The 20,067-nt window shown below is 62.4% G+C and carries 16 protein-coding genes; 7 read left to right on the top strand and 9 right to left on the bottom strand.

Features of this window, described 5'->3' with window-relative positions:
* The first annotated feature begins 152 nt into the window (after positions 1-152).
* Together purL and M5G18_RS09485 are read left to right on the top strand one after the other, a co-directional pair.
* Positions 153-4,049, top strand: coding sequence for a phosphoribosylformylglycinamidine synthase (gene purL, locus M5G18_RS09490; RefSeq protein WP_007957375.1), 3,897 nt, complete (start codon positions 153-155; stop codon positions 4,047-4,049).
* A 5-nt stretch (positions 4,050-4,054) separates the two neighbouring features.
* Positions 4,055-4,366 (top strand): YqfO family protein, encoded by a 312-nt coding sequence (locus M5G18_RS09485; protein WP_273900077.1) that lies wholly within the window; start codon positions 4,055-4,057, stop codon positions 4,364-4,366.
* A gap of 692 nt (positions 4,367-5,058) precedes the next feature.
* Here M5G18_RS09485 and nagE read toward each other — a convergent pair.
* The 7 genes from nagE to M5G18_RS09450 all read right to left on the bottom strand — a co-directional run bounded on the left by nagE (position 5,059) and on the right by M5G18_RS09450 (position 13,722).
* The gene (nagE, locus tag M5G18_RS09480; protein ID WP_273899746.1) at positions 5,059-6,777 is read right to left on the bottom strand and encodes an N-acetylglucosamine-specific PTS transporter subunit IIBC; all 1,719 of its coding nucleotides are present in this window, start codon (positions 6,775-6,777) and stop codon (positions 5,059-5,061) included.
* Positions 6,778-6,800: 23 nt separating this feature from the next.
* Entirely contained in the window at positions 6,801-9,314 is a 2,514-nt protein-coding gene (ptsP, locus tag M5G18_RS09475; protein WP_273899745.1) for a phosphoenolpyruvate--protein phosphotransferase, read from the bottom strand.
* 35 nt (positions 9,315-9,349) lie between these two features.
* A complete protein-coding gene (locus M5G18_RS09470) occupies positions 9,350-10,372 on the bottom strand; it encodes an SIS domain-containing protein (RefSeq protein WP_139834502.1) in 1,023 nt (340 codons plus the stop codon).
* Positions 10,353-11,459 carry an N-acetylglucosamine-6-phosphate deacetylase gene (gene nagA, locus M5G18_RS09465; protein WP_115076654.1) on the bottom strand — a complete coding sequence of 369 codons (1,107 nt, stop codon included), beginning with the start codon at positions 11,457-11,459 and terminating at the stop codon, positions 10,353-10,355. Before nagA ends, M5G18_RS09470 begins: the two co-directional genes overlap by 20 nt.
* 30 nt (positions 11,460-11,489) lie before the next feature.
* Positions 11,490-12,221 (bottom strand): GntR family transcriptional regulator, encoded by a 732-nt coding sequence (locus M5G18_RS09460; protein ID WP_007954613.1) that lies wholly within the window; start codon positions 12,219-12,221, stop codon positions 11,490-11,492.
* A gap of 331 nt (positions 12,222-12,552) precedes the next feature.
* Positions 12,553-13,068, bottom strand: a complete 516-nt coding sequence (locus tag M5G18_RS09455) for a L,D-transpeptidase family protein (RefSeq protein WP_007954614.1) — start codon at positions 13,066-13,068, stop codon at positions 12,553-12,555.
* A gap of 102 nt (positions 13,069-13,170) precedes the next feature.
* Positions 13,171-13,722 carry an NUDIX hydrolase gene (locus tag M5G18_RS09450; protein ID WP_207985126.1) on the bottom strand — a complete coding sequence of 184 codons (552 nt, stop codon included), beginning with the start codon at positions 13,720-13,722 and terminating at the stop codon, positions 13,171-13,173.
* Between the two features lie 147 nt (positions 13,723-13,869).
* Here M5G18_RS09450 and M5G18_RS09445 point away from each other — a divergent pair, with 147 nt between their 5' ends.
* The 5 genes from M5G18_RS09445 to purT all read left to right on the top strand — a co-directional run bounded on the left by M5G18_RS09445 (position 13,870) and on the right by purT (position 17,223).
* Positions 13,870-14,469, top strand: coding sequence for a CoA pyrophosphatase (locus M5G18_RS09445; RefSeq protein ID WP_085608172.1), 600 nt, complete (start codon positions 13,870-13,872; stop codon positions 14,467-14,469).
* 47 nt (positions 14,470-14,516) lie between these two features.
* Positions 14,517-15,041 carry a gamma carbonic anhydrase family protein gene (locus tag M5G18_RS09440; RefSeq protein WP_007954617.1) on the top strand — a complete coding sequence of 175 codons (525 nt, stop codon included), beginning with the start codon at positions 14,517-14,519 and terminating at the stop codon, positions 15,039-15,041.
* Positions 15,038-15,247, top strand: a complete 210-nt coding sequence (locus tag M5G18_RS09435; RefSeq protein ID WP_273899741.1) for a DUF1289 domain-containing protein — start codon at positions 15,038-15,040, stop codon at positions 15,245-15,247. Before M5G18_RS09440 ends, M5G18_RS09435 begins: the two co-directional genes overlap by 4 nt.
* A gap of 226 nt (positions 15,248-15,473) precedes the next feature.
* Complete coding sequence (locus M5G18_RS09430; protein WP_273899740.1) at positions 15,474-15,941, top strand: preQ0 transporter; 468 nt, start codon at positions 15,474-15,476, stop codon at positions 15,939-15,941.
* Between the two features lie 100 nt (positions 15,942-16,041).
* Positions 16,042-17,223, top strand: a complete 1,182-nt coding sequence (gene purT / locus M5G18_RS09425) for a formate-dependent phosphoribosylglycinamide formyltransferase (protein WP_039769540.1) — start codon at positions 16,042-16,044, stop codon at positions 17,221-17,223.
* Between the two features lie 46 nt (positions 17,224-17,269).
* On the opposite strand, the gene M5G18_RS09420 is transcribed toward purT, so the two are convergent.
* Together M5G18_RS09420 and M5G18_RS09415 are read right to left on the bottom strand one after the other, a co-directional pair.
* Entirely contained in the window at positions 17,270-18,586 is a 1,317-nt protein-coding gene (locus tag M5G18_RS09420) for an MFS transporter (RefSeq protein ID WP_221398771.1), read from the bottom strand.
* 235 nt (positions 18,587-18,821) lie between these two features.
* Entirely contained in the window at positions 18,822-20,063 is a 1,242-nt protein-coding gene (locus M5G18_RS09415; protein WP_273899737.1) for a transporter associated domain-containing protein, read from the bottom strand.
* Positions 20,064-20,067 lie beyond the last annotated feature (4 nt).

Genomic DNA, 20,067 nt, shown 5'->3' with positions numbered 1-20,067 from the left:
GCGTTCCAGCACCCCATAAATTTGACCCTCAAGGCAGGAACACCACTCGACATCCGGGTGCAACCGTGCGTAGCGTTTCGGGTGATGTTGAGGGCGGTTTAGGCTAGAATGCACGGCCTCAAAGCACACCCCTTCCCGAGGCTGTCCCGAAGATGTTGATCCTGCGCGGCGCTCCTGCCCTTTCTGCCTTTCGCCACAGCAAACTCCTTGAGCAACTGAGCCAGAAGGTTCCGGCTGTCAGTGGCTTGTATGCTGAATTCGCTCACTTCGCCGAAGTCACCGGCGTCCTGACCGGCGACGAACAGCAGGTGCTTGCGCGCCTTCTGAAGTACGGTCCAAGCGTTCCGGTTCAAGAGCCGACCGGTCGTCTGTTCCTGGTGTTGCCGCGTTTCGGCACCATCTCGCCATGGTCGAGCAAGGCCAGCGACATCGCCCGCAACTGCGGCCTGAGCAAGATCCAGCGTCTGGAGCGCGGCATCGCGTTCTACGTGGCCGGCCAGTTCAGCGAAACCGAAGCGCAGCAGATTGCAGACGTACTGCATGACCGCATGACTCAGATCGTTCTGGCCAACCTCGAGCAGGCCGCCGGTCTGTTCAGCCACGCCGAACCGAAGCCGCTGACCGCCATCGACATCCTCGGCGGTGGTCGCGCCGCACTGGAAAAAGCCAACGTCGAACTGGGTCTGGCCCTGGCCGAAGACGAGATCGACTACCTGGTCAACGCCTTCAACGGTCTCAAGCGCAACCCACACGACATCGAACTGATGATGTTCGCCCAGGCCAACTCCGAGCACTGCCGCCACAAGATCTTCAACGCCAGTTGGGATATTGACGGCGAGAGCCAGGAAAAAAGCCTGTTCGGCATGATCAAGAACACTTATCAGATGCACAGCGAAGGCGTGCTGTCCGCTTACAAGGACAACGCCTCGGTGATCGTCGGCAACGTCGCCGGCCGCTTCTTCCCGGATCCGGAAACCCGCCAGTACGGCGCGGTGCAGGAGCCGGTGCACATCCTGATGAAGGTTGAAACCCACAACCACCCGACCGCGATCGCTCCGTTCCCGGGCGCGTCCACCGGTTCCGGCGGCGAGATCCGCGACGAAGGTGCAACCGGTCGTGGCGCCAAACCGAAGGCCGGCCTGACCGGTTTCACCGTGTCGAACCTGCAGATCCCTGGCTTCGAACAGCCGTGGGAAGTGCCGTACGGCAAGCCTGAGCGCATCGTCAACGCGCTGGACATCATGATCGAAGGCCCGCTGGGCGGCGCCGCGTTCAACAACGAATTCGGTCGTCCGGCCCTGACCGGTTACTTCCGTACCTTCGAACAATCGATCACCACCCCGCACGGTGACGAAGTTCGCGGTTACCACAAGCCGATCATGCTCGCTGGCGGCATGGGCAACATCCGTGAAGAACACGTCAAGAAAGGCGAGATTCTGGTCGGCTCCAAGCTGATCGTCCTCGGCGGCCCGGCGATGCTGATCGGTCTGGGCGGCGGCGCTGCTTCCTCCATGGCCACCGGCACCAGCTCGGCGGATCTGGACTTCGCTTCGGTTCAGCGTGAAAACCCTGAAATGGAACGTCGCTGCCAGGAAGTCATCGACCGTTGCTGGCAGCTGGGCGACAAGAACCCGATCAGCTTCATCCACGACGTGGGTGCGGGCGGTCTGTCCAACGCCTTCCCGGAACTGGTCAACGACGGCGACCGCGGTGGCCGTTTCGAACTGCGCAACATTCCAAACGACGAGCCGGGCATGGCCCCGCACGAAATCTGGTCCAACGAATCCCAGGAACGTTACGTTCTGGCGGTCGGCCCGGCCGACTTCGAGCGCTTCAAGGCGATCTGCGAACGTGAGCGCTGCCCGTTCGCCGTTGTCGGTGAAGCCACCGCCGAGCCGCAACTGACCGTGACCGACAGCCACTTCGGCAACAACCCGGTGGACATGCCGCTGGAAGTGTTGCTGGGCAAGGCCCCGCGCATGCACCGTTCGGTGGTTCGCGAAGCCGAGCTGGGCGATGACTTCGATCCGTCGAACCTCGACATCGGCGAAAGCATCGAGCGCGTCCTGCACCACCCGGCCGTCGCGAGCAAAAGCTTCCTGATCACCATCGGCGACCGCACCATCACCGGCCTCGTGGCCCGTGACCAGATGGTCGGCCCTTGGCAGGTTCCGGTGGCCGACGTTGCCGTCACCGCCACCAGTTTCGACGTCTACACCGGTGAAGCGATGGCGATGGGCGAGCGCACTCCGCTGGCTCTGCTGGATGCTCCGGCGTCGGGCCGCATGGCCATCGGCGAAACCCTGACCAACATTGCCGCCTCGCGCATCAACAAGCTCTCCGACATCAAACTGTCGGCGAACTGGATGTCCGCTGCCGGCCACCCGGGTGAAGACGCGCGTCTGTACGACACCGTGAAAGCGGTCGGCATGGAGCTGTGCCCTGAGCTGGGCATCACCATCCCGGTCGGCAAGGACTCGATGTCCATGGCCACCCGCTGGAACGACAACGGCGAAGACAAGACCGTCACCTCGCCGATGTCCCTGATCGTGACCGGTTTCGCGCCAGTGGCTGACATCCGTCAGACCCTGACCCCGGAACTGCGCATGGACAAGGGCACCACCGACCTGATCCTGATCGACCTCGGTCGCGGCCAGAACCGCATGGGCGCCTCGATCCTGGCGCAGGTTCACGGCAAGCTCGGCAAGCAGGCTCCGGACGTCGACGACGCCGAAGACCTGAAAGCGTTCTTCGCGGTGATCCAGGGCCTCAACGCCGACGGTCACCTGCTGGCTTACCACGACCGTTCCGACGGTGGTCTGCTGACTTCCGTGGTGGAAATGGCCTTCGCCGGTCACTGCGGTCTGAGCCTGAACCTGGACAGCGTTGCTGAATCCTCGGCAGAAATCGCCGCCATCCTGTTCAACGAAGAACTGGGTGCCGTGATCCAGGTTCGCCAGGACGCCACCCCGGACATCCTCGCGCAATTCAGCGCTGCCGGTCTGGGCGACTGCGTTTCGGTGATCGGTCAGCCGATCAACAACGGCCAGATCAACATCACCTTCAACGGTGACACCGTGTTCGAAGGCCAGCGTCGTCTGCTGCAACGTCAGTGGGCCGAAACCAGCTACCAGATCCAGCGTCTGCGCGACAACGCCGACTGCGCCGAGCAAGAGTTCGATGCACTGCTGGAAGAAGACAACCCGGGCCTGAGCGTCAAGCTGAGCTACGACGTCAACCAGGACATCGCCGCGCCTTACATCAAGAAGGGCATTCGCCCACAGGTTGCCGTACTGCGTGAGCAGGGCGTCAACGGTCAGGTGGAAATGGCGGCAGCGTTCGACCGCGCCGGTTTCAACGCGATCGACGTGCACATGAGCGACATTCTGGCCGGCCGTGTCGACCTGAACGAGTTCAAAGGTCTGGTGGCTTGCGGTGGTTTCTCCTACGGCGACGTTCTCGGCGCCGGTGAAGGCTGGGCCAAGTCCGCGCTGTTCAACAGCCGTGCCCGCGATGCGTTCCAGGGCTTCTTCGAGCGTAACGACAGCTTCACCCTCGGCGTGTGCAACGGTTGCCAGATGATGTCCAACCTGCACGAGCTGATCCCGGGCAGCGAGTTCTGGCCGCACTTCGTGCGCAACCGCTCCGAGCAGTTCGAAGCGCGTGTGGCGATGGTTCAGGTTCAGGAGTCGAACTCGATCTTCCTGCAAGGGATGGCCGGTTCGCGGATGCCGATCGCCATTGCTCACGGTGAAGGTCACGCCGAGTTCTCCAGCGAAGAAGCACTGCTGGAAGCCGATCTGTCCGGTTGCGTGGCGATGCGTTTCGTCGACAACCACGGCAAGGTCACCGAAGCCTACCCGGCCAACCCGAACGGTTCGCCGCGCGGGATCACCGGTCTCACCAGCCGCGACGGTCGCGTGACGATCATGATGCCGCACCCGGAGCGTGTGTTCCGTGCCGTGCAGAACTCGTGGCGTTCGGAGGACTGGAACGAAGACGCTCCTTGGATGCGTATGTTCCGTAATGCTCGTGTGTGGGTGAACTAAGCGCTGTGTACAAGCTCGCGTTTTTTGTTCCCGACAGTCATGTCGAGGTGGTCAAGGAAGCTGTGTTCGCTGCCGGTGGTGGGCGGATCGGTGACTATGACCACTGTGCTTGGCAGGTGCTTGGGTCTGGTCAGTTTCGGCCTTTGGACGGTAGTCAGCCGTTCATTGGTGAGGCGGGGCGGGTTGAGCGGGTCGAGGAGTGGAAGGTTGAGCTTGTTGTTGGCGATGAGTTGATTCGTGGGGTGGTGGGGGCTTTGAAGTCTAGCCATCCTTACGAGACGCCGGCTTATGAGGTTTGGCGGTTGGAGGATTTTTGATCTTCCTTGGCTGCTGAAACGGGAAACCCGCTGAGAGTGATTTCAGCGGGTTTTTTGGTTTTTGGGGTTTGGGGTTTGGTTTTTGGGGTTGGGATTGAGTGAATATCCGTTGCTGCGGTAACGGCTTCTTATGGTTTCGCCCTTACGGCGAGTCCCTTTTGGCAAACGCCCCAAAAGGAACCAAAAGGTCTGGGCCCCTGCGTTCGGCACCTCGCTTTGGCTCGGTGTTCCTTCGTTCCGGGATTTATCCGGGGGCATCGCCTACGGTTTGCTTCGCTGCACCTCCTCTCGATGCATGCGGCTTCGCCGCACGGTCGCTGCGCTCCCACCCCCGGATAAATCCCTCCACTCAGCCTGCCGACGGGCCTTGAGATCAAAAGCTTTACTCGAGCTAACGCTCATCGTGTTGAGTGGTGGAAGCCAAAGCCAAAGCCAAAGCCAAAGCCAAAGCCAAAGCTAAAAGACCAAAAGACCAAAAGACCAAAAGACCAAAAGACCAAAAAAGCCAAAGCCGGAGTGGAGTTGCATGCGTTTCAAAACCCGAGTTCACCTCGGTATTTCACGTCGGCGTACCTTTCCCAAACAACTCGGTCAGTCCCCTCTCCCTCCGGGAGAGGGTTAGGGTGAGGGGGGATTCCGAGTCCGCACAAAGATGCGTCAAATCACCCCCACCCATCCATTCAGAGGTCGCCCTAAACCTTGGCACTCACCTCACTCCGATTAACCAACCCTTCCAGCGCCGCACTCAAACTCTGCGCCCGCTCACCCACCAACAGATGCCAAACACCATCTTCCAGCGCGCTCACACCCAGACATCCAAGCTCTTTCAAGCGGCTTTCCGAAAGCGCTTTGCCATCGGCCAGTTGCAGGCGAATCCGGCTCATGGCGATGCAGTCGAGTTGCAGAACGTTGTCGCTGCCGCCCAGGGCGGTCAGCCATTGTTGGGCCTGGGGTGTGGAGACTGCGACGGGTTCGCTGGTTTCGGCGACGGCGACAGGAACAGTAGCCGCTGTGGCTCGGCCCAATGCGGGCATTGCAAGGCGGATTTCGTCGGCAATGCTGTCGGCCATCGGCCCGACGACCACCTGCAAACTTCCACCCTTGCCCGGACGCACAACAGCCATCGCGCCCAGCACCTTCAAATCCGCATCCGAAGCTTTATTGCGATCGACCATTTCCAGTCGCAGCCGCGTAGTGCATGCGCCGACGGTGACCAGATTTTCCGCGCCGCCGAGTGCCTTGATGTAAGCGCTGGCGCGTTCGTTTTCGGTCAGGACCGCTTTGTCGGCGGTGGCGACGTCTTCGCGCCCCGGGGTTTTCAGGTTGAAGCGGCGGATACAGAAATCGAACACCGCGTAATAGATGACCGCATAAGCCAGGCCCACCGGCACCACCAGCCAGCCGTTGGTCGAGCGTCCCCAACCCAGCACCATGTCGATGAAGCCGCCGGAGAAAGTGAAGCCCAGGTGGATGTTCAGTGCGTTGGTGATTGCCATCGACAACCCGGTCAGCAGCGCATGCAACAGGAACAGCAGCGGTGCGAGGAACATGAAGGCGAATTCGATGGGTTCGGTGACGCCGGTGAGGAAGGCGGTCAGGGCCATCGACAGGAATATCCCGCCCATGACTTTGCGGCGCTCCGGCAGGGCGTTGCGGTACATCGCCAGGCAGGCGGCGGGGAGGCCGAAGATCATCACCGGGAACATGCCGGTCATGAACTGGCCGCCTTTCGGGTCGCCGGCGAAGTAGCGGGACAGGTCACCCGTGACCAGCGCGCCAGTGGTCGGGTCGGTGAAGTTGCCGAACACGAACCACGCCATGTTGTTGAGGATGTGGTGCAGGCCGGTGACGATCAGCAGGCGGTTGAACACGCCGAAGACGAACGCGCCGAAGCTGCCGCTTTCCATCAGCAGGGTGCCGAAGTTGTTGATGCCGTGCTGGATCGGCGGCCAGATGTAGCCGAACAGCACGCCCAGGCCGACCGCGCTGAAACCGGTGACGATGGGTACGAAGCGCCGGCCGCCGAAGAATGCCAGATACTCCGGCAACTTGATGTCCTTGAAGCGGTTGTACAGCGCGCCGGCCATCAGGCCGCTGACGATCCCGGCGAGCATGCCCATGTTGATGCTGGCGTCGAGCACCTTCAGCGTGGAGATCATCACCAGGTAACCGATCACCCCGGCGAGGCCGGCGGTACCGTTGTTGTCACGGGCGAAACCGACCGCGATGCCGATGGCGAAGATCATTGCCAGGTTGGCGAAGATCACCTGGCCGGCGTCGTGGATGATCGCGATGTTCAGCAGGTCGGTGTCGCCCAGGCGCAGCAGCAGGCCGGCGATCGGCAGGATCGCGATCGGCAGCATCAGCGCGCGGCCGAGGCGTTGCAGGCCTTCGATGAAGAGTTGGTACATGGCGTTTGTCCTTGTTGTTTTTGTTAGCGCAGAGGCCAATGTTGATGACAGGCATGACGCACCGCGGCGGCGCTGCTCAGCTTGAGCAAGTCCCGGGCGAGGCGTTGGCATTCGGCTTCGTGCAGCTGGCGCACGCGGTCCTTGATTTCGCCGATCTGTACCGGGCTCACCGACAATTCGGTCACGCCCAGGCCGATCAACACCGGCGTCGCCAGCGGATCGGAAGCCAGGGCGCCGCACACGCCGACCCAGCGTTTATGCACCGCCGCGCCTTCGCAGGTCATGGCGATCAGGCGCAGCAGCGCCGGGTGCAAGGCATCGACCCGTGCGGCGAGGCCGGCGTGGTCGCGGTCCATGGCCAGGGTGTATTGCGACAGGTCGTTGGTGCCGATGGACAGGAAGTCCGCGTGCTCGGCCAGTTGCTCGGCCTGCAATGCGGCGGCCGGGACTTCGATCATCACGCCGATTTCCGGACGTTGGCTGATGCCCAGTTCCAGGCACAGCGCATCGACCCGCTGGCGGATGTGCAGCAGCTCGTCGACTTCGGTGACCATCGGCAGCAGGATCCGGCAGCGCTGCAACGGACTGACTTGCAGCAGCGCGCGCAGTTGCTGATCGAGGATTTCCGGTCGGGCCTGGGCCAGGCGAATGCCGCGCAGGCCGAGCACCGGGTTGGCTTCGACCGGCAGCGGCAGGTAGTCGAGTTGTTTGTCGCCGCCGACGTCAATGGTGCGGATGATCACTGACTTGTCGCCCATGGCATCGATCACGGCCTGGTAGGCGGTGCGCTGTTCTTCGACGTCTGGTGCAGTGTGGCGATCGACGAACAGAAACTCGGTGCGCAGCAGGCCGACGCCGTCGGCGCCGTTGGCAAACGCATCGGTCGCTTCGTGGCTGGAGGCGACGTTGGCGACCACTTCGATGGCCACACCGTTGCGGGTTTCGGCTGGCAGATGGGCCTGGGCTTGCTGGGCGTCACGACGTTGTTGGCGGTCGATCTGCGCTTGTTGGACTTCGGCCAGACGCTCGGCATTCGGCGCCAGTTCGAGGCGACCGCCGTCGGCGTCGAGGACCACCGATTGGCCTTGCATCTGATCAAGCAGTGCCGAGCCCAGTGCGACCATGCACGGCAGGCCTTTGCCCCGGGCCAGAATTGCCACGTGGGAAGTCGCGCCACCTTCGGCCATGCACAACCCGGCGACACCTTGCGCGCTCAGTTGCAGCAAGTCCGAAGGTGTCAGTTCGTGGGCGGCGACGATGGCGCCGGCCGGCACTTCGTAGTGCCAGGCTTCACCGAGCAGGGCGCGCAACACGCGTTGCTTGAGGTCGCGCAGATCGTTGGCGCGCTCGGCCAGCAGCGGGCTGCCGGTGTTTTGCAGCACATCGCATTGCGCGTCGATTGACTGGCTCCAGGCGTGGGTCGCCGCCGTGCCGGTTTCGATCGATTGCTGGGCGGCGTCGAGCAGGGCCGGGTCCTCCAGCAAGGCCAGATGCGCGGCGAAGATCGCTTCTTCGTCGGCATTCCGATGTTTTTTCGCCTGGGCGAGGGTGCCGTCGATTTCGCTGCGGACCTGATTCAGCGCCGTGTCGAGGATCTGCAATTGTTGCTCGGGCTGATGATTACCAGCGTCCGCCGGCAGGCTGATCGCGTTCAGGCGAAACAGCGGCCCGCCGACCAGACCCGGTGCGGCGCAAACACCGTGCAACACGCCAGCCTCGGCCGGGCGATTGCGTGGCGTGGCGGCAACCGGTGCGGCGGCATGATGATCCTCAGGCAGGGCGGTGGCCAGTGCGGTGAGCAAGGCTTGCAACGCCGCTTGTGCGTCCGGGCCCTGGCAACTGACCTGCACTTCGTCCTGCTCGCCAACCGCCAGGCCCATCAAGCCGATGAGGCTGTTGCACGGCGCCGATTTGCCGGCGAAATGCAGCTGCGACTGGCTCTTGAACCCTTGCGCCGTCTGGCGGATCAACGCCGCCGGGCGTGCATGCAGACCGCCGCGATGGGCGACCTGCACGTGACCGTGAACTTCCGGGCCGCCGAGTTCTTCTGTGTTCGCCGCTGCGCTGTGACGAGCGACGATGTGCAGCAGTGGCTCGCCCACCTTCACCGTTTTCAGGGTGATGGGGCGCGCCTGGAAATCCTGGCTGTTGGTCAGGATCAGCAGGCTGACCAGGCTTTTACACTGGCGGCCGACCTTGTCCAGGTCATAGCGCAGCAGCGGCTGGCCATTGCTGACCCGCGCGCCTTCCTTGACCAGCATCGAGAACCCTTCGCCCTGCAACTCCACCGTGTCCAGGCCCAGATGCAGCAACAGCTCGGCGCCGTTGTCGGCGCGCACGGTCAGTGCATGGCCGGTGCGGGCGACGTGAATCACCACACCGGCGCAGGGCGAATACAGGGTGTCGTTCAGCGGATCGATGGCAATGCCGTCCCCCATCGCGCCGCTGGCGAACACCGCGTCCGGGACTTTAGCGAGCGTGAGCACCGGGCCGCTGAGCGGGGCGCTTAAAGTCAGCTCTTTATTGTTGTTGTGCATGGCTCGGTCTCATCAGGAAAACGTTCGGTTCGGACTCAGTGCGTACGGGTGACTTTGCTCAGGTGTCGCGGCTGATCCGGGTCCATGCCACGGGCCACGGCCAGACCGGCCGCCATCACGTAGAAACTCTGGATCGCCAGGATCGGATCGAGGGCCGGGTGTTCGGCACGGCTGAGGGTCAGGTCGCGTTCGCTCACGTCATCCGGCGCGGCCAGCAACACACGGGCGCCGCGCTGACGCATCTCGGCCGCCAGGCTCAGCAGACCGGCCTGTTCGGCACCGCGCGGGGCGAATACCAGCAATGGGTAGTGTTCGTCGATCAGGGCCATCGGGCCGTGACGGACTTCGGCGCTGCTGAAGGCTTCGGCCTGGATCGCCGAGGTTTCCTTGAATTTCAGCGCGGCTTCCTGGGCAATGGCGAAACCGGCGCCACGGCCGATCACCATCAACCGTTCGCAATCGCGCAGGGCGTCGATGGCCAGGCTCCAGTCCTGTTGCGCGGCTTCGCGCAGCCCTTCGGGCAGGGCGTTGTGCGCTTCCAGCAATTCGCTGTCTTCTTTCCAGTGGGCGATCAGACGGGCGCTGGCGCTGAGGGTGGCGATGAAACTCTTGGTCGCGGCGACGCTGCTTTCGGTGCCGGCCAGCAACGGCAGGCTGAATTCGCACGCGGCTTCCAGGGGCGAATCGGCGGCGTTGACCATCGACACGCTCAAGGCACCGCGCTTGCGCAGCAGACGCAGGCTGTTGACCAGATCCGGGCTCTGGCCCGACTGGGAAAACGCGAACGCGACCTGACCGCTGACCTTCAACGGCGCCTGTTGCATGGTCACCACCGACATCGGCAGCGACGCCACCGGTACGCCAAGTTGCTGCATGGTCAGGTAAGCGAAGTAGCTCGCCGCATGGTCGGAGCTGCCACGGGCCACGGTCATCGCCACTTGCGGCGGCTGACGGCGCAGGCGTCCGGCGATCTCGATCATCTGCGGGTCGAGCTGTTGCAGTTGGGCTTGCACGGCCTCAAATGAGGACAGCGCCTCCTCAAGCATTTTTGAAGTCAATGTCTTCTCCTTCGACCATGACGGCGGTCAGTGTGAGTGAGCGATCCAGCCGCACGCAGTCGGCCCAGGCGCCGGGTGCAAGGCGCCCGCGTTCGGTGATGCCGAGGTAGTCGGCGGGAAATTGCGAAAGACGTTGCGAGGCCTCGGCGATCGGTAGGCCTATCTTCACCAGATTGCGCAGGGCCTGATCCATGGTCAGGGTGCTGCCGGCCAGGGTGCCGTCGGGCAGGCGCACGCCACCCAGACATTTGGTGACGGTGTGGCTGCCGAGCTTGTACTCGCCATCGGGCATGCCGGCGGCGGCGGTCGAGTCGGTGACGCAGTACAGGCACGGAATCGAGCGCAGGGCCACGCGGATAGCGCCGGGGTGCACGTGCAGCAAGTCCGGAATCAGCTCGGCGAATTTGGCATGGGCCAGCGCCGCGCCGACGATGCCCGGCTCGCGGTGATGCAGCGGGCTCATGGCGTTGTACAGGTGGGTGAAACTGGTGGCGCCGGCTTCGAGGGCGGCGACGCCTTCCTCGTAACTGCCGAGGGTGTGGCCGATCTGCATGCGGATGCCACGGCTGCTCAACTCACGAATCAAACCGTCATGACCGGCGATTTCCGGCGCGATGGTGATCACCCGGATCGGCGCCAGCGCCAGATAGTCTTCGACCTCGGCCATCAACGCGGTGTGGGCGAAGTTCGGCTGGGCGCCGAGTTTGCCGGGATTGATGTACGGGCCTTCGAGGTGAACGCCGAGAACCCGGGCGGCACCTTTTGGACGCTGTTCGCAGAACTCGCCGACCTCCTTGAGCACGCTGGCAATCTCGGCACTCGGCGCGGTCATCGTGGTGGCCAGCAGCGAGGTGGTGCCGAAGCGCACGTGGGTCTTGGTGATGGTCTCGAACGCGCTGGCGCCTTCCATGATGTCCTTGCCGCCACCGCCGTGGACGTGCAGGTCGATAAAACCCGGCAGCAGATACGGCAAGTCATTGGTCGCCGGATCGCAAGGCACGCCTTCGATCGACACGACTCTGCCGTGTTCGTGGATCAGCCGGCCGCGAATCCAGCCGTCAGCGGTGAGGATGTTGTCTTCAGACATTTCGCTTCTCTCGTTTGGCCTGGCTGCTGATCAGCGGCGAAGCTCTGCAACAAAGTCGTAGTAGTCGTTGCGGCAATAGGTGTCGGTGACTTCGATCGGCGTGTTGTCTTCCAGGTAGCCGACCCGGGTCATCAGCAGCATCGCGGTGCCGGGGGCGATGCCGACCAGCGCGGCGAACTCGTCCGAGGCGTTGATCGCCTGGATGTGCTGCAAGGCGCGCACGATCGGTTTGCCGATGCTGTCGAGGTGTTCGTAGAGGGAATCGCCCACCACCTGTGGCTTGGGCATGATCGAGGCGGGCAGGGTGCTCATCTCGATGGCCATCACGGTGTCATCGGCCTTGCGCAGGCGTTTCATGCGCGCGACCTTGTCGTTCGGCGACAGGCCGAGGCGGATCAGTTCTTCGTGGGTCGGCAGGGTGATTTCCCGCTCGAGCCATTGCGAGCTGGGCACGAAGCCCTTGAGGCGCAGCATCTCGCTGAAGCCCGACAGGCGCGACAGCGGTTGTTCTAGGCGTGGGGTGATGAAAGTGCCGGAGCCTTGCAGGCGGCGGATCAAGCCTTGATCGAGCAGGACTTCCAGCGCCTTGCGGGCGGTGACTCGGGAAATCCCCAGCATTTCGCTGAGATTGCGCTCCGACGGCATCGCCTGTTCGGCTTTCCACTGGCCGGCATGGATCGCCGCTTCCAGGTTGCGCGCCAGTTGCAGGTACAGCGGCGTCGGCTGGGAGTCGTCAGGACGCAGGGCGTGGAGATCGTTCATGCAAGGCACTTCCGGAGCTGATATTGGTTTGTTGTCGCTCGCTATTTCGGCGAAAACTAATACCACTTGCATACCATGTCAACGCAACGGAAAGGCCTGTGGTCCTTTGAAATCGGGTGTTTCAGGGCGGGTGGTTTCAAGTGGTATTAGCGCTGGGCGCTGAAAAACAAAAGATCGCAGTCTGCGGCAGTTCTGGCGGGTGAAAGTGGTATCACCGTTCAGACGTTGCCGCAGGCTGCGATCTTTTTGATTTATTTTTTGCGGGCGACCAATGGTCGGGGGAAAGGGCCGCTTTTCGGCCCCTCGGGAGCGTGCTCCCTGGATGACAGAATCAAGGGCGGATTTCGATCATCGTGCCGTCCGGCACCAGGTTCCAGACTTCGCGCATGTCGACGTTGCGCATGGCGATGCAGCCGTCGGTCCAGTCCAGGGTGTGGAACAGTTGTTCCGGGTTGTCCTCGGAGTCCGGCGTGCCGTGGATCATGATCATTCCGCCAGGCTCGACGCCTTCGCGGCGGGCGCGGGCGGAGTCGCTGATGTTCGGGTAGGAGATGTGCATCGACAGGTTGAATTTGTCGCTGGTCTTGCGCCAGTCGATCCAATAGAAACCTTCCGGTGTGCGTTTGTCGCCCTCAATCAGCTTCGGGCCTTTTTTCGCGCCCTTGCCCAGGGAAATGCGATAGCTCTTGAGTGGCTTGCCGTCGGCGATCAACTGCAGTTGATGGGCCGATTTGAGCACCAGTACTTTTTCGATGAGCGGGGTGTTCGAAGGCGTCACGGTGGTCACGAATGACGCTTGGGAGACGGTGACGAACGACAGGCAGAACAGGGCAAGCAACCAGCGCATTGAAACGATTCCCCAGAAATGAAGCAGATACTTTATTTATAGATAGTGTGCAGGCGCTGTCGCGGGCTGCGTTAGCCGGTTATCGGTCGGCCGCCGTCGAAATCAAGTGATGGCCGGTTGGGCGAGCGGCGGGATCGATTCGGAGCGAACCGGATAGACCTCGACGCGCCGGTCAGCGAAGAAGCATTCCAGGGTACGGCCCACCGTGCGGAAAGCCAGCTCGTCCCAGGGAATGTCTTCCTCGTCGAACAGTTGCACTTCCAGGCTTTCGGGGCCGGCGGCGAAATCCAGATCCGCCAGCTCGGCGCGGAAAAACACATGCACCTGGCTGATGTGTGGCACGTCGATCAGGGTGTAGATGCTCAGGTTGCGCACCCGGGCGCAGGCTTCCTCGGCGGTTTCGCGGATGGCGGCCTGTTCGATGGTCTCGCCGTTCTCCATGAACCCGGCGGGCAGCGTCCAGTAACCGAGGCGTGGCTCGATGGCGCGGCGACACAGCAGGACTTTGCTGCCCCAGGTCGGCACGCAACCGGCCACGATATTGGGGTTCTGGTAGTGAATCGTCTGACAGCTGTCGCAGACGAATCGCAGCCGCGAGTCGCCTTCGGGAATGCGCTGGGTCACCGGGTTGCCGCACTGGCTGCAAAATTTCATGCTGGGGTTCCTGAATGCTGCGCCTATCTTGGCGTGCAGCGGTGTCAGTCGGCAAGTTGTCGTTTCGCGACATGACGCCCGTTCGGGGCTTGGGCGGTCGCAATGATTGGTGCATGATGCAGGGTAAGGCACCGATCGAGAACACTTATGCTGGACGAGCTACTGCACCGGGTAAGCAATCACACGCCGCGCACGCTGGAGACCGACACGCGTTTCCCCGAGGCCGCTGTCCTGGTGCCGATTACTCGCAGTGACGAACCCGAACTTGTCCTCACCCTGCGCGCCAGCGGGCTCTCGACCCACGGCGGCGAAGTCGCTTTCCCCGGTGGACGACGCGATCCCGAAGACCCGGACCTGATTTTCACCGCCCTGCGTGAAGCCGAAGAAGAAATCGGCCTGCCGCCGGGACTGGTCGAAGTGATCGGTCCGCTCAGCCCGCTGATTTCCCTGCATGGCATCAAGGTCACGCCGTATGTCGGGGTGATTCCCGATTTTGTCGAATACCAGGCCAATGATGCCGAGATCGCTGCGGTGTTCAGTGTGCCGCTGGAGTTCTTCCGCAAGGATCCGCGCGAACACACCCACCGCATCGACTATCAGGGTCGCAGTTGGTACGTGCCGAGCTATCGTTACGGCGAATACAAGATCTGGGGGCTGACGGCGATCATGATCGTCGAGTTGATCAACCTGCTCTATGACGCCAAAATCAGCCTGCATCAGCCGCCCAAAAGCTTTATCAATACCTGAAGCCATCGCTCGAATGGCCAGCCATCGTGAGCCCTGAGGAAAACAAGATGAAATACCGCCTGGGCGACGCCCGTGTCGAAACCCATCCGCAGAGCTGGGTCGCGCCCAACGCCGTGCTCGTGGGCAAGGTCAAACTGGAAGAGGGCGCCAACGTCTGGTTCAACGCCGTACTGCGCGGGGACAACGAACTGATCCTGATCGGCAAGAACAGCAACGTGCAGGACGGCACCGTGATGCACACCGACATGGGCTATCCGCTGACCATCGGCACCGGCGTGACCATCGGCCATAACGCCATGCTCCACGGCTGCACGGTCGGCGACTACAGCCTGATCGGCATCAATGCGGTCATCCTCAACGGCGCGAAGATCGGCAAGAACTGCATTATCGGCGCCAATTCGCTGATCGGCGAAGGCAAGGAAATTCCTGACGGCTCGCTGGTGATGGGCTCGCCGGGCAAGGTCGTGCGCGAACTCACCGAGCCGCAAAAGAAAATGCTCGAAGCCAGTGCTGCGCACTATGTGCACAACTCCCAGCGCTATGCGCGTGATCTGGTCGAGCAGGAAGAATGAATACGGTTGAGCGGCCGGTGGCTTCGCCCTGCGTGAATATTTGCGCGCTGGATGACGATGACATTTGCACCGGTTGCCAGCGCACGGTCGAGGAAATTACTCGCTGGAGCCGGATGACCAACGACGAGCGGCGGGTGGTGCTGGGGTTGTGTCATGAGCGGGCGAAGGCGAGCGGACTGGTCTGGATGTTGCCGCCAAAATCGTGATCGTCCTGAGAGTGCCCTCACCCTAACCCTCTCCCAGTGGGAGAGGGGACTGACCGAGGTGTTCTTCCTAGCTACACCGACGTGTAATACCGAGGTGAACTCAGGTTTGAACAGCATGAAGATCGGCTCCCTTTCCCCCCTCTCCCTTAGGGAGAGGGCTGGGGTGAGGGGTGGCTCTTGATCTTCGGGTCCAGTAACCTGTGCGCCAAATTGACAGGTCGCGCCCATGATTTTCCTCATCGCTTACATCAGCAGTGTCGTGCTGATCAACTTCGCCTTCTCCACTGCGCCGCACCTGGACATCATCTGGTCGGCCTGGGGCGGGCTGGTGTTCGTGCTGCGCGACATGGTGCAGACCCGCTTCGGCCACGGCGCGATTGCGGCGATGCTGGCGGCGCTGGTGCTGTCCTATGTCACGTCCGATCCGTCGATTGCGTTGGCCAGCGCCACGGCATTCGCGGTCTCCGAGTGCATTGACTGGCTGGTGTTCACCATCACCAAGCGCCCGCTGCGCGACCGCTTGTGGATCAGCTCGGCGCTGAGTATTCCCCTTGATACCTTCATCTTCTTCGGCATGATCGACCTGCTGACGCCGCCGGTGCTTATCACCGCGCTGGCCTCGAAGTTTGCCGGTGTGACTGCGGTCTGGCTGATCATGGCCTGGCGCGAACGCAAACAGGCTGTCGCCGGCTGAAGCCAAACCCTCAGGTTCATGTAAAATGCCGCGCTTTCTCCCCATGGAAAGCGCGTCTGGCGTTGCTTTCCTCGATGATCCGCTTCTTTGAGGACCTGAGATGACCCGTATCGGAACTCCATTGTCGCCGACCGCGACCCGCGTATTGCTGTGTGGCTGTGGTGAGTTGGGCAAGGAAGTGGTGATCGAGCTGCAACGCCTGGGCGTTGAAGTGATCGCCGTTGACCGCTACGCCAATGCGCCGGCCATGCAGGTTGCCCATCGCAGCCACGTGATCAACATGCTCGACGGCGCCGCCCTGCGTGCAGTGATCGAAGCCGAGAAGCCGCACTTCATCGTGCCGGAAATCGAAGCCATCGCCACCGCCACCCTGGTCGAACTGGAAGCCGAAGGCTTCACCGTGATCCCGACCGCCCGTGCCGCGCAACTGACCATGAACCGCGAAGGCATCCGTCGCCTGGCCGCCGAAGAGCTGGACCTGCCGACTTCGCCGTACCACTTCGCCGACACCTTCGAGGACTACAGCAAGGCTGTTCAGGACCTGGGTTTCCCGTGCGTCGTAAAACCGGTGATGAGTTCGTCGGGCAAGGGCCAGAGCCTGCTCCGCAGCGCCGATGACGTACAGAAAGCCTGGGATTACGCACAAGAGGGCGGTCGCGCCGGCAAAGGCCGCGTGATCATCGAGGGCTTCATCGATTTCGATTACGAAATCACTCTGCTGACCGTGCGTCATGTCGGCGGCACGACTTTCTGTGCGCCGGTCGGCCACCGTCAGGAGAAGGGCGACTATCAGGAATCCTGGCAGCCACAGGCCATGAGCCCGGTGGCGCTGGCTGAATCCGAGCGCGTAGCCAAAGCCGTGACCGAAGCGTTGGGTGGTCGTGGCCTGTTCGGCGTCGAGCTGTTCATCAAAGGCGATCAGGTGTGGTTCAGCGAAGTGTCGCCGCGCCCGCACGACACCGGTCTGGTGACCCTTATTTCCCAGGACCTGTCGCAGTTCGCCCTGCACGCCCGGGCGATCCTCGGCCTGCCGGTGCCGCTGATCCGTCAGTTCGGCCCATCGGCCTCGGCGGTGATTCTGGTGGAAGGCCAGTCGACCCAGACCGCATTCGCCAACCTTGGCGCTGCACTGAGCGAGCCGGATACCGCGCTGCGTCTGTTCGGCAAGCCTGAAGTCAATGGTCAGCGTCGCATGGGTGTTGCGCTGGCTCGTGACGAGTCGATTGAAGCCGCTCGTGCCAAGGCGACCCGTGCTTCTCAGGCTGTTGTAGTAGAGCTGTAATCACGCCATCTGATCGCTCCCGCCCGCGCGGGAGCGATCTTTGCGCTTACACCACCTGATTCAAATCGTTATTGCGCGTTTCCTTCAGGCACAGCACAGCGATCAAGCTGAGCACCGCGGCCGCCGACACATACCCGCCGACGTAACTCAAACCACCCATCGCCACCAGTTTCTGCGCGAAGAACGGCGCCGCCGAGGCCCCGACAATCCCGCCGAGGTTGTAGGCTGCCGATGCGCCGGTATACCGGACATGCGTCGGAAACAGCTCCGGCAGCAATGCGCCCATCGGGGCGAATGTCACCCCCATCAGAAACAGTTCGATGCATAGAAACAGCGCCACGCCCCAGGTCGATCCCTGAGTCAGCAGCGGCTCCATCAGAAACCCGGAGAGAATCGCCAGCACACCGCCGACGATCAGCACCGGCTTGCGCCCGTAACGGTCACTTGCCCAGGCTGACAGCGGCGTCGCGGCTGCCATGAACAGCACCGCGAAGCACAGCAATCCGAGGAATGTCTCGCGGCTGTAACCCAGTGTGGATACGCCGTAGCTCAGGGAAAACACGGTCGAGATGTAGAACAGCGCGTAGCACACCACCATGGCGGCGGCGCCCAGCAACGTCGGTGCCCAGTATTGGCTGAACAGCTCGACCAGCGGCACTTTCACTCGCTCCTGACGGGCGATGGCATTGGCAAACACCGGGGTTTCGTGGAGTTTGAGGCGCACGTACAAACCGACCATCACCAGCGCCGCACTAAGCAGAAACGGAATCCGCCAGCCCCAGCTGCGGAATTGTTCATCATTGAGCGTCATGGCCAGCGTCAGGAACAGACCGTTGGCGGCCAGAAAGCCAATCGAAGGGCCGAGTTGCGGGAACATGCCGAACCACGCCCGTTTGCCTTTCGGGGCATTTTCGGTCGCCAGCAGCGCTGCGCCGCCCCATTCGCCACCCAATCCCAGGCCCTGGCCGAAGCGCAGCACGCAAAGCAGGATCGGCGCCCAGGCCCCGATGCTGTCGTAACCCGGCAGCACGCCGATCAGCGTGGTGCAGACACCCATCAGCAGCAGCGAAGCCACCAAAGTCGATTTGCGCCCGATCCGGTCGCCGAAGTGGCCGAACAGCGCCGAACCCAAAGGTCGGGCGAGGAAGGCGATGCCGAAGGTCAGGAATGCCGAGAGCATCTGCGCCGTGCCGGAGGTTTGCGGGAAGAACACCGGGCCGATTACCAACGCAGCGGCGGTGGCGTAGACGTAGAAATCGTAAAACTCGATGGCCGTGCCGATGAAACTCGCCGTGGCCACGCGGGTGGCGGAGTTGGTCGGTTGGGCAGGCGTGGTGTCGCTGTAAGCGGTACTGGTCGTCATGCGGTGATCCCTGACAGTCATGAGCTCCGTTGGAGCGAATTATTATGGTCGAACACCCAGGGATGTGGGATGAGGCGCGATCGCTGCTTCAGGTAGGAACAGTCGTCGGTGTGATGCGGATATTGCCGATGAACCGGCCGGAACTTGTCGGGTGCGGGGTAAGCACACGGTTCGGCGGGGCTTGGGTAAGCATCGCGATTATAGGAAGGTGGCTAACGATTGAACAAGGGGCTGTCTAGCGCGCCGTGGCCAGCGCCGGGGCCGAAGTGGTGTGCCAGATCAGGACTTTGCTCACCCGGTTTTCCTCGGTTTCGAGAATCTCCAGGCGATAGCGGCCGATCTTCAGGCAGACCGCGCTTTCCGGAATGGTTTCCAGCGCCTCGGTCACGAGGCCATTGAGGGTCCGGGGGCCGTCGCTGGGCAGGTGCCAGCCCAGGCATTTGTTCAGCTCGCGGATCGACGCCGCGCCATCGATCACCATTCGGCCATCGGCCTGCGGGTGGATGTGCGGGTTGTCGAGGCTGTGCTCGCTTTCGAATTCGCCGACGATCTCTTCGAGAATGTCTTCCAGGGTGACGATCCCCAGCACTTCGCCGTACTCGTCCACCACCATGCCCAGACGCCGCTGCTGCTTGTGGAAGTTCAGCAGTTGCAATTGCAATGGAGTGCTTTCAGGGACGAAATACGGCTCGTAACTGGCCGCCAGCAGGGCTTCGCGGGTCAAGCTGCCATTGTCCAGCAGGTGGCGGATCTGCCGAGTGTTGAGCACCGCCTCGACCTGATTGATATCGCTATGGAAGACCGGCAGGCGAGTGCGCCGGTTCTTGCGCAATTGCTCGATGATTTCTTCGATCGGATCGTCGAGGTTGATGCCGTCGACATCGCTGCGCGGCACCAGAATGTCGTTGACCGTGATGTTGTCCAGCGCATGGATGCCTGAAACCGGGTGCTGGCGCACTGGATGATCCGGATCGTCATGACGCTCCGCCGGCACATCGTCTTCGCTCTGTTGCACCACCTGGGCCTTGCGGATGAAGGGGCGCATCAGCAAACCACTGATGCGGCTGAGCAGCCAGGCAAACGGGTAAACGACTTTCAGCGGTACTGCCAGCAGCGTGTTGCCGAACGACAGCACCGCATCCGGATAGCGCTGGGCGAGCGCGCGGGGAAAATAGTCGGCAAAAACCAGCAGCAGGGCGCCGGCGCCGAGGCAAGCCGCCCAGGGGCCGTTTTCTTCACAGAGAAAGATTGCCAGCAGGGTGGCCAGAATGACGGCGAGGGCGCGGCACAGGGTATTGCAGAGGATCAGGCTGTCGAGCGGGAAGCTGAGCTTCGCCAGCGGCTTGTCGCTGGCGCGGGATGCGGTGCGTTGCGCGAGCAGATGCTGTTGCGCCGCTTCGACGGCGGTAAACAGCCCCGACCAGAGAATCAGCAGGACAAATACCGCGAGCATCGGCCCTATGGGCAAACCGTCCATTTAT

The organism is Pseudomonas aphyarum (assembly GCF_028657055.1).
GTDB classification, from domain to species: Bacteria; Pseudomonadota; Gammaproteobacteria; order Pseudomonadales; family Pseudomonadaceae; genus Aquipseudomonas; species Aquipseudomonas aphyarum.
This window is presented reverse-complemented; position numbering and strand designations above follow the sequence as displayed.

Excerpts from the sequence above, each read along its gene's own strand:
- purL (WP_007957375.1), top strand. The coding sequence starts at position 153 with ATGTTGATCCTGCGCGGCGCTCCTGCCCTTTCTGCCTTTCGCCACAGC.
- nagE (WP_273899746.1), bottom strand. The coding sequence starts at position 6,777 with ATGTACCAACTCTTCATCGAAGGCCTGCAACGCCTCGGCCGCGCGCTG.
- ptsP (WP_273899745.1), bottom strand. The coding sequence starts at position 9,314 with ATGCACAACAACAATAAAGAGCTGACTTTAAGCGCCCCGCTCAGCGGC.
- nagA (WP_115076654.1), bottom strand. The coding sequence starts at position 11,459 with ATGTCTGAAGACAACATCCTCACCGCTGACGGCTGGATTCGCGGCCGG.
- M5G18_RS09460 (WP_007954613.1), bottom strand. The coding sequence starts at position 12,221 with ATGAACGATCTCCACGCCCTGCGTCCTGACGACTCCCAGCCGACGCCG.
- M5G18_RS09455 (WP_007954614.1), bottom strand. The coding sequence starts at position 13,068 with ATGCGCTGGTTGCTTGCCCTGTTCTGCCTGTCGTTCGTCACCGTCTCC.
- M5G18_RS09450 (WP_207985126.1), bottom strand. The coding sequence starts at position 13,722 with ATGAAATTTTGCAGCCAGTGCGGCAACCCGGTGACCCAGCGCATTCCC.
- M5G18_RS09445 (WP_085608172.1), top strand. The coding sequence starts at position 13,870 with ATGCTGGACGAGCTACTGCACCGGGTAAGCAATCACACGCCGCGCACG.
- M5G18_RS09440 (WP_007954617.1), top strand. The coding sequence starts at position 14,517 with ATGAAATACCGCCTGGGCGACGCCCGTGTCGAAACCCATCCGCAGAGC.
- M5G18_RS09435 (WP_273899741.1), top strand. The coding sequence starts at position 15,038 with ATGAATACGGTTGAGCGGCCGGTGGCTTCGCCCTGCGTGAATATTTGC.
- M5G18_RS09430 (WP_273899740.1), top strand. The coding sequence starts at position 15,474 with ATGATTTTCCTCATCGCTTACATCAGCAGTGTCGTGCTGATCAACTTC.
- purT (WP_039769540.1), top strand. The coding sequence starts at position 16,042 with ATGACCCGTATCGGAACTCCATTGTCGCCGACCGCGACCCGCGTATTG.
- M5G18_RS09420 (WP_221398771.1), bottom strand. The coding sequence starts at position 18,586 with ATGACGACCAGTACCGCTTACAGCGACACCACGCCTGCCCAACCGACC.
- M5G18_RS09415 (WP_273899737.1), bottom strand. The coding sequence starts at position 20,063 with ATGGACGGTTTGCCCATAGGGCCGATGCTCGCGGTATTTGTCCTGCTG.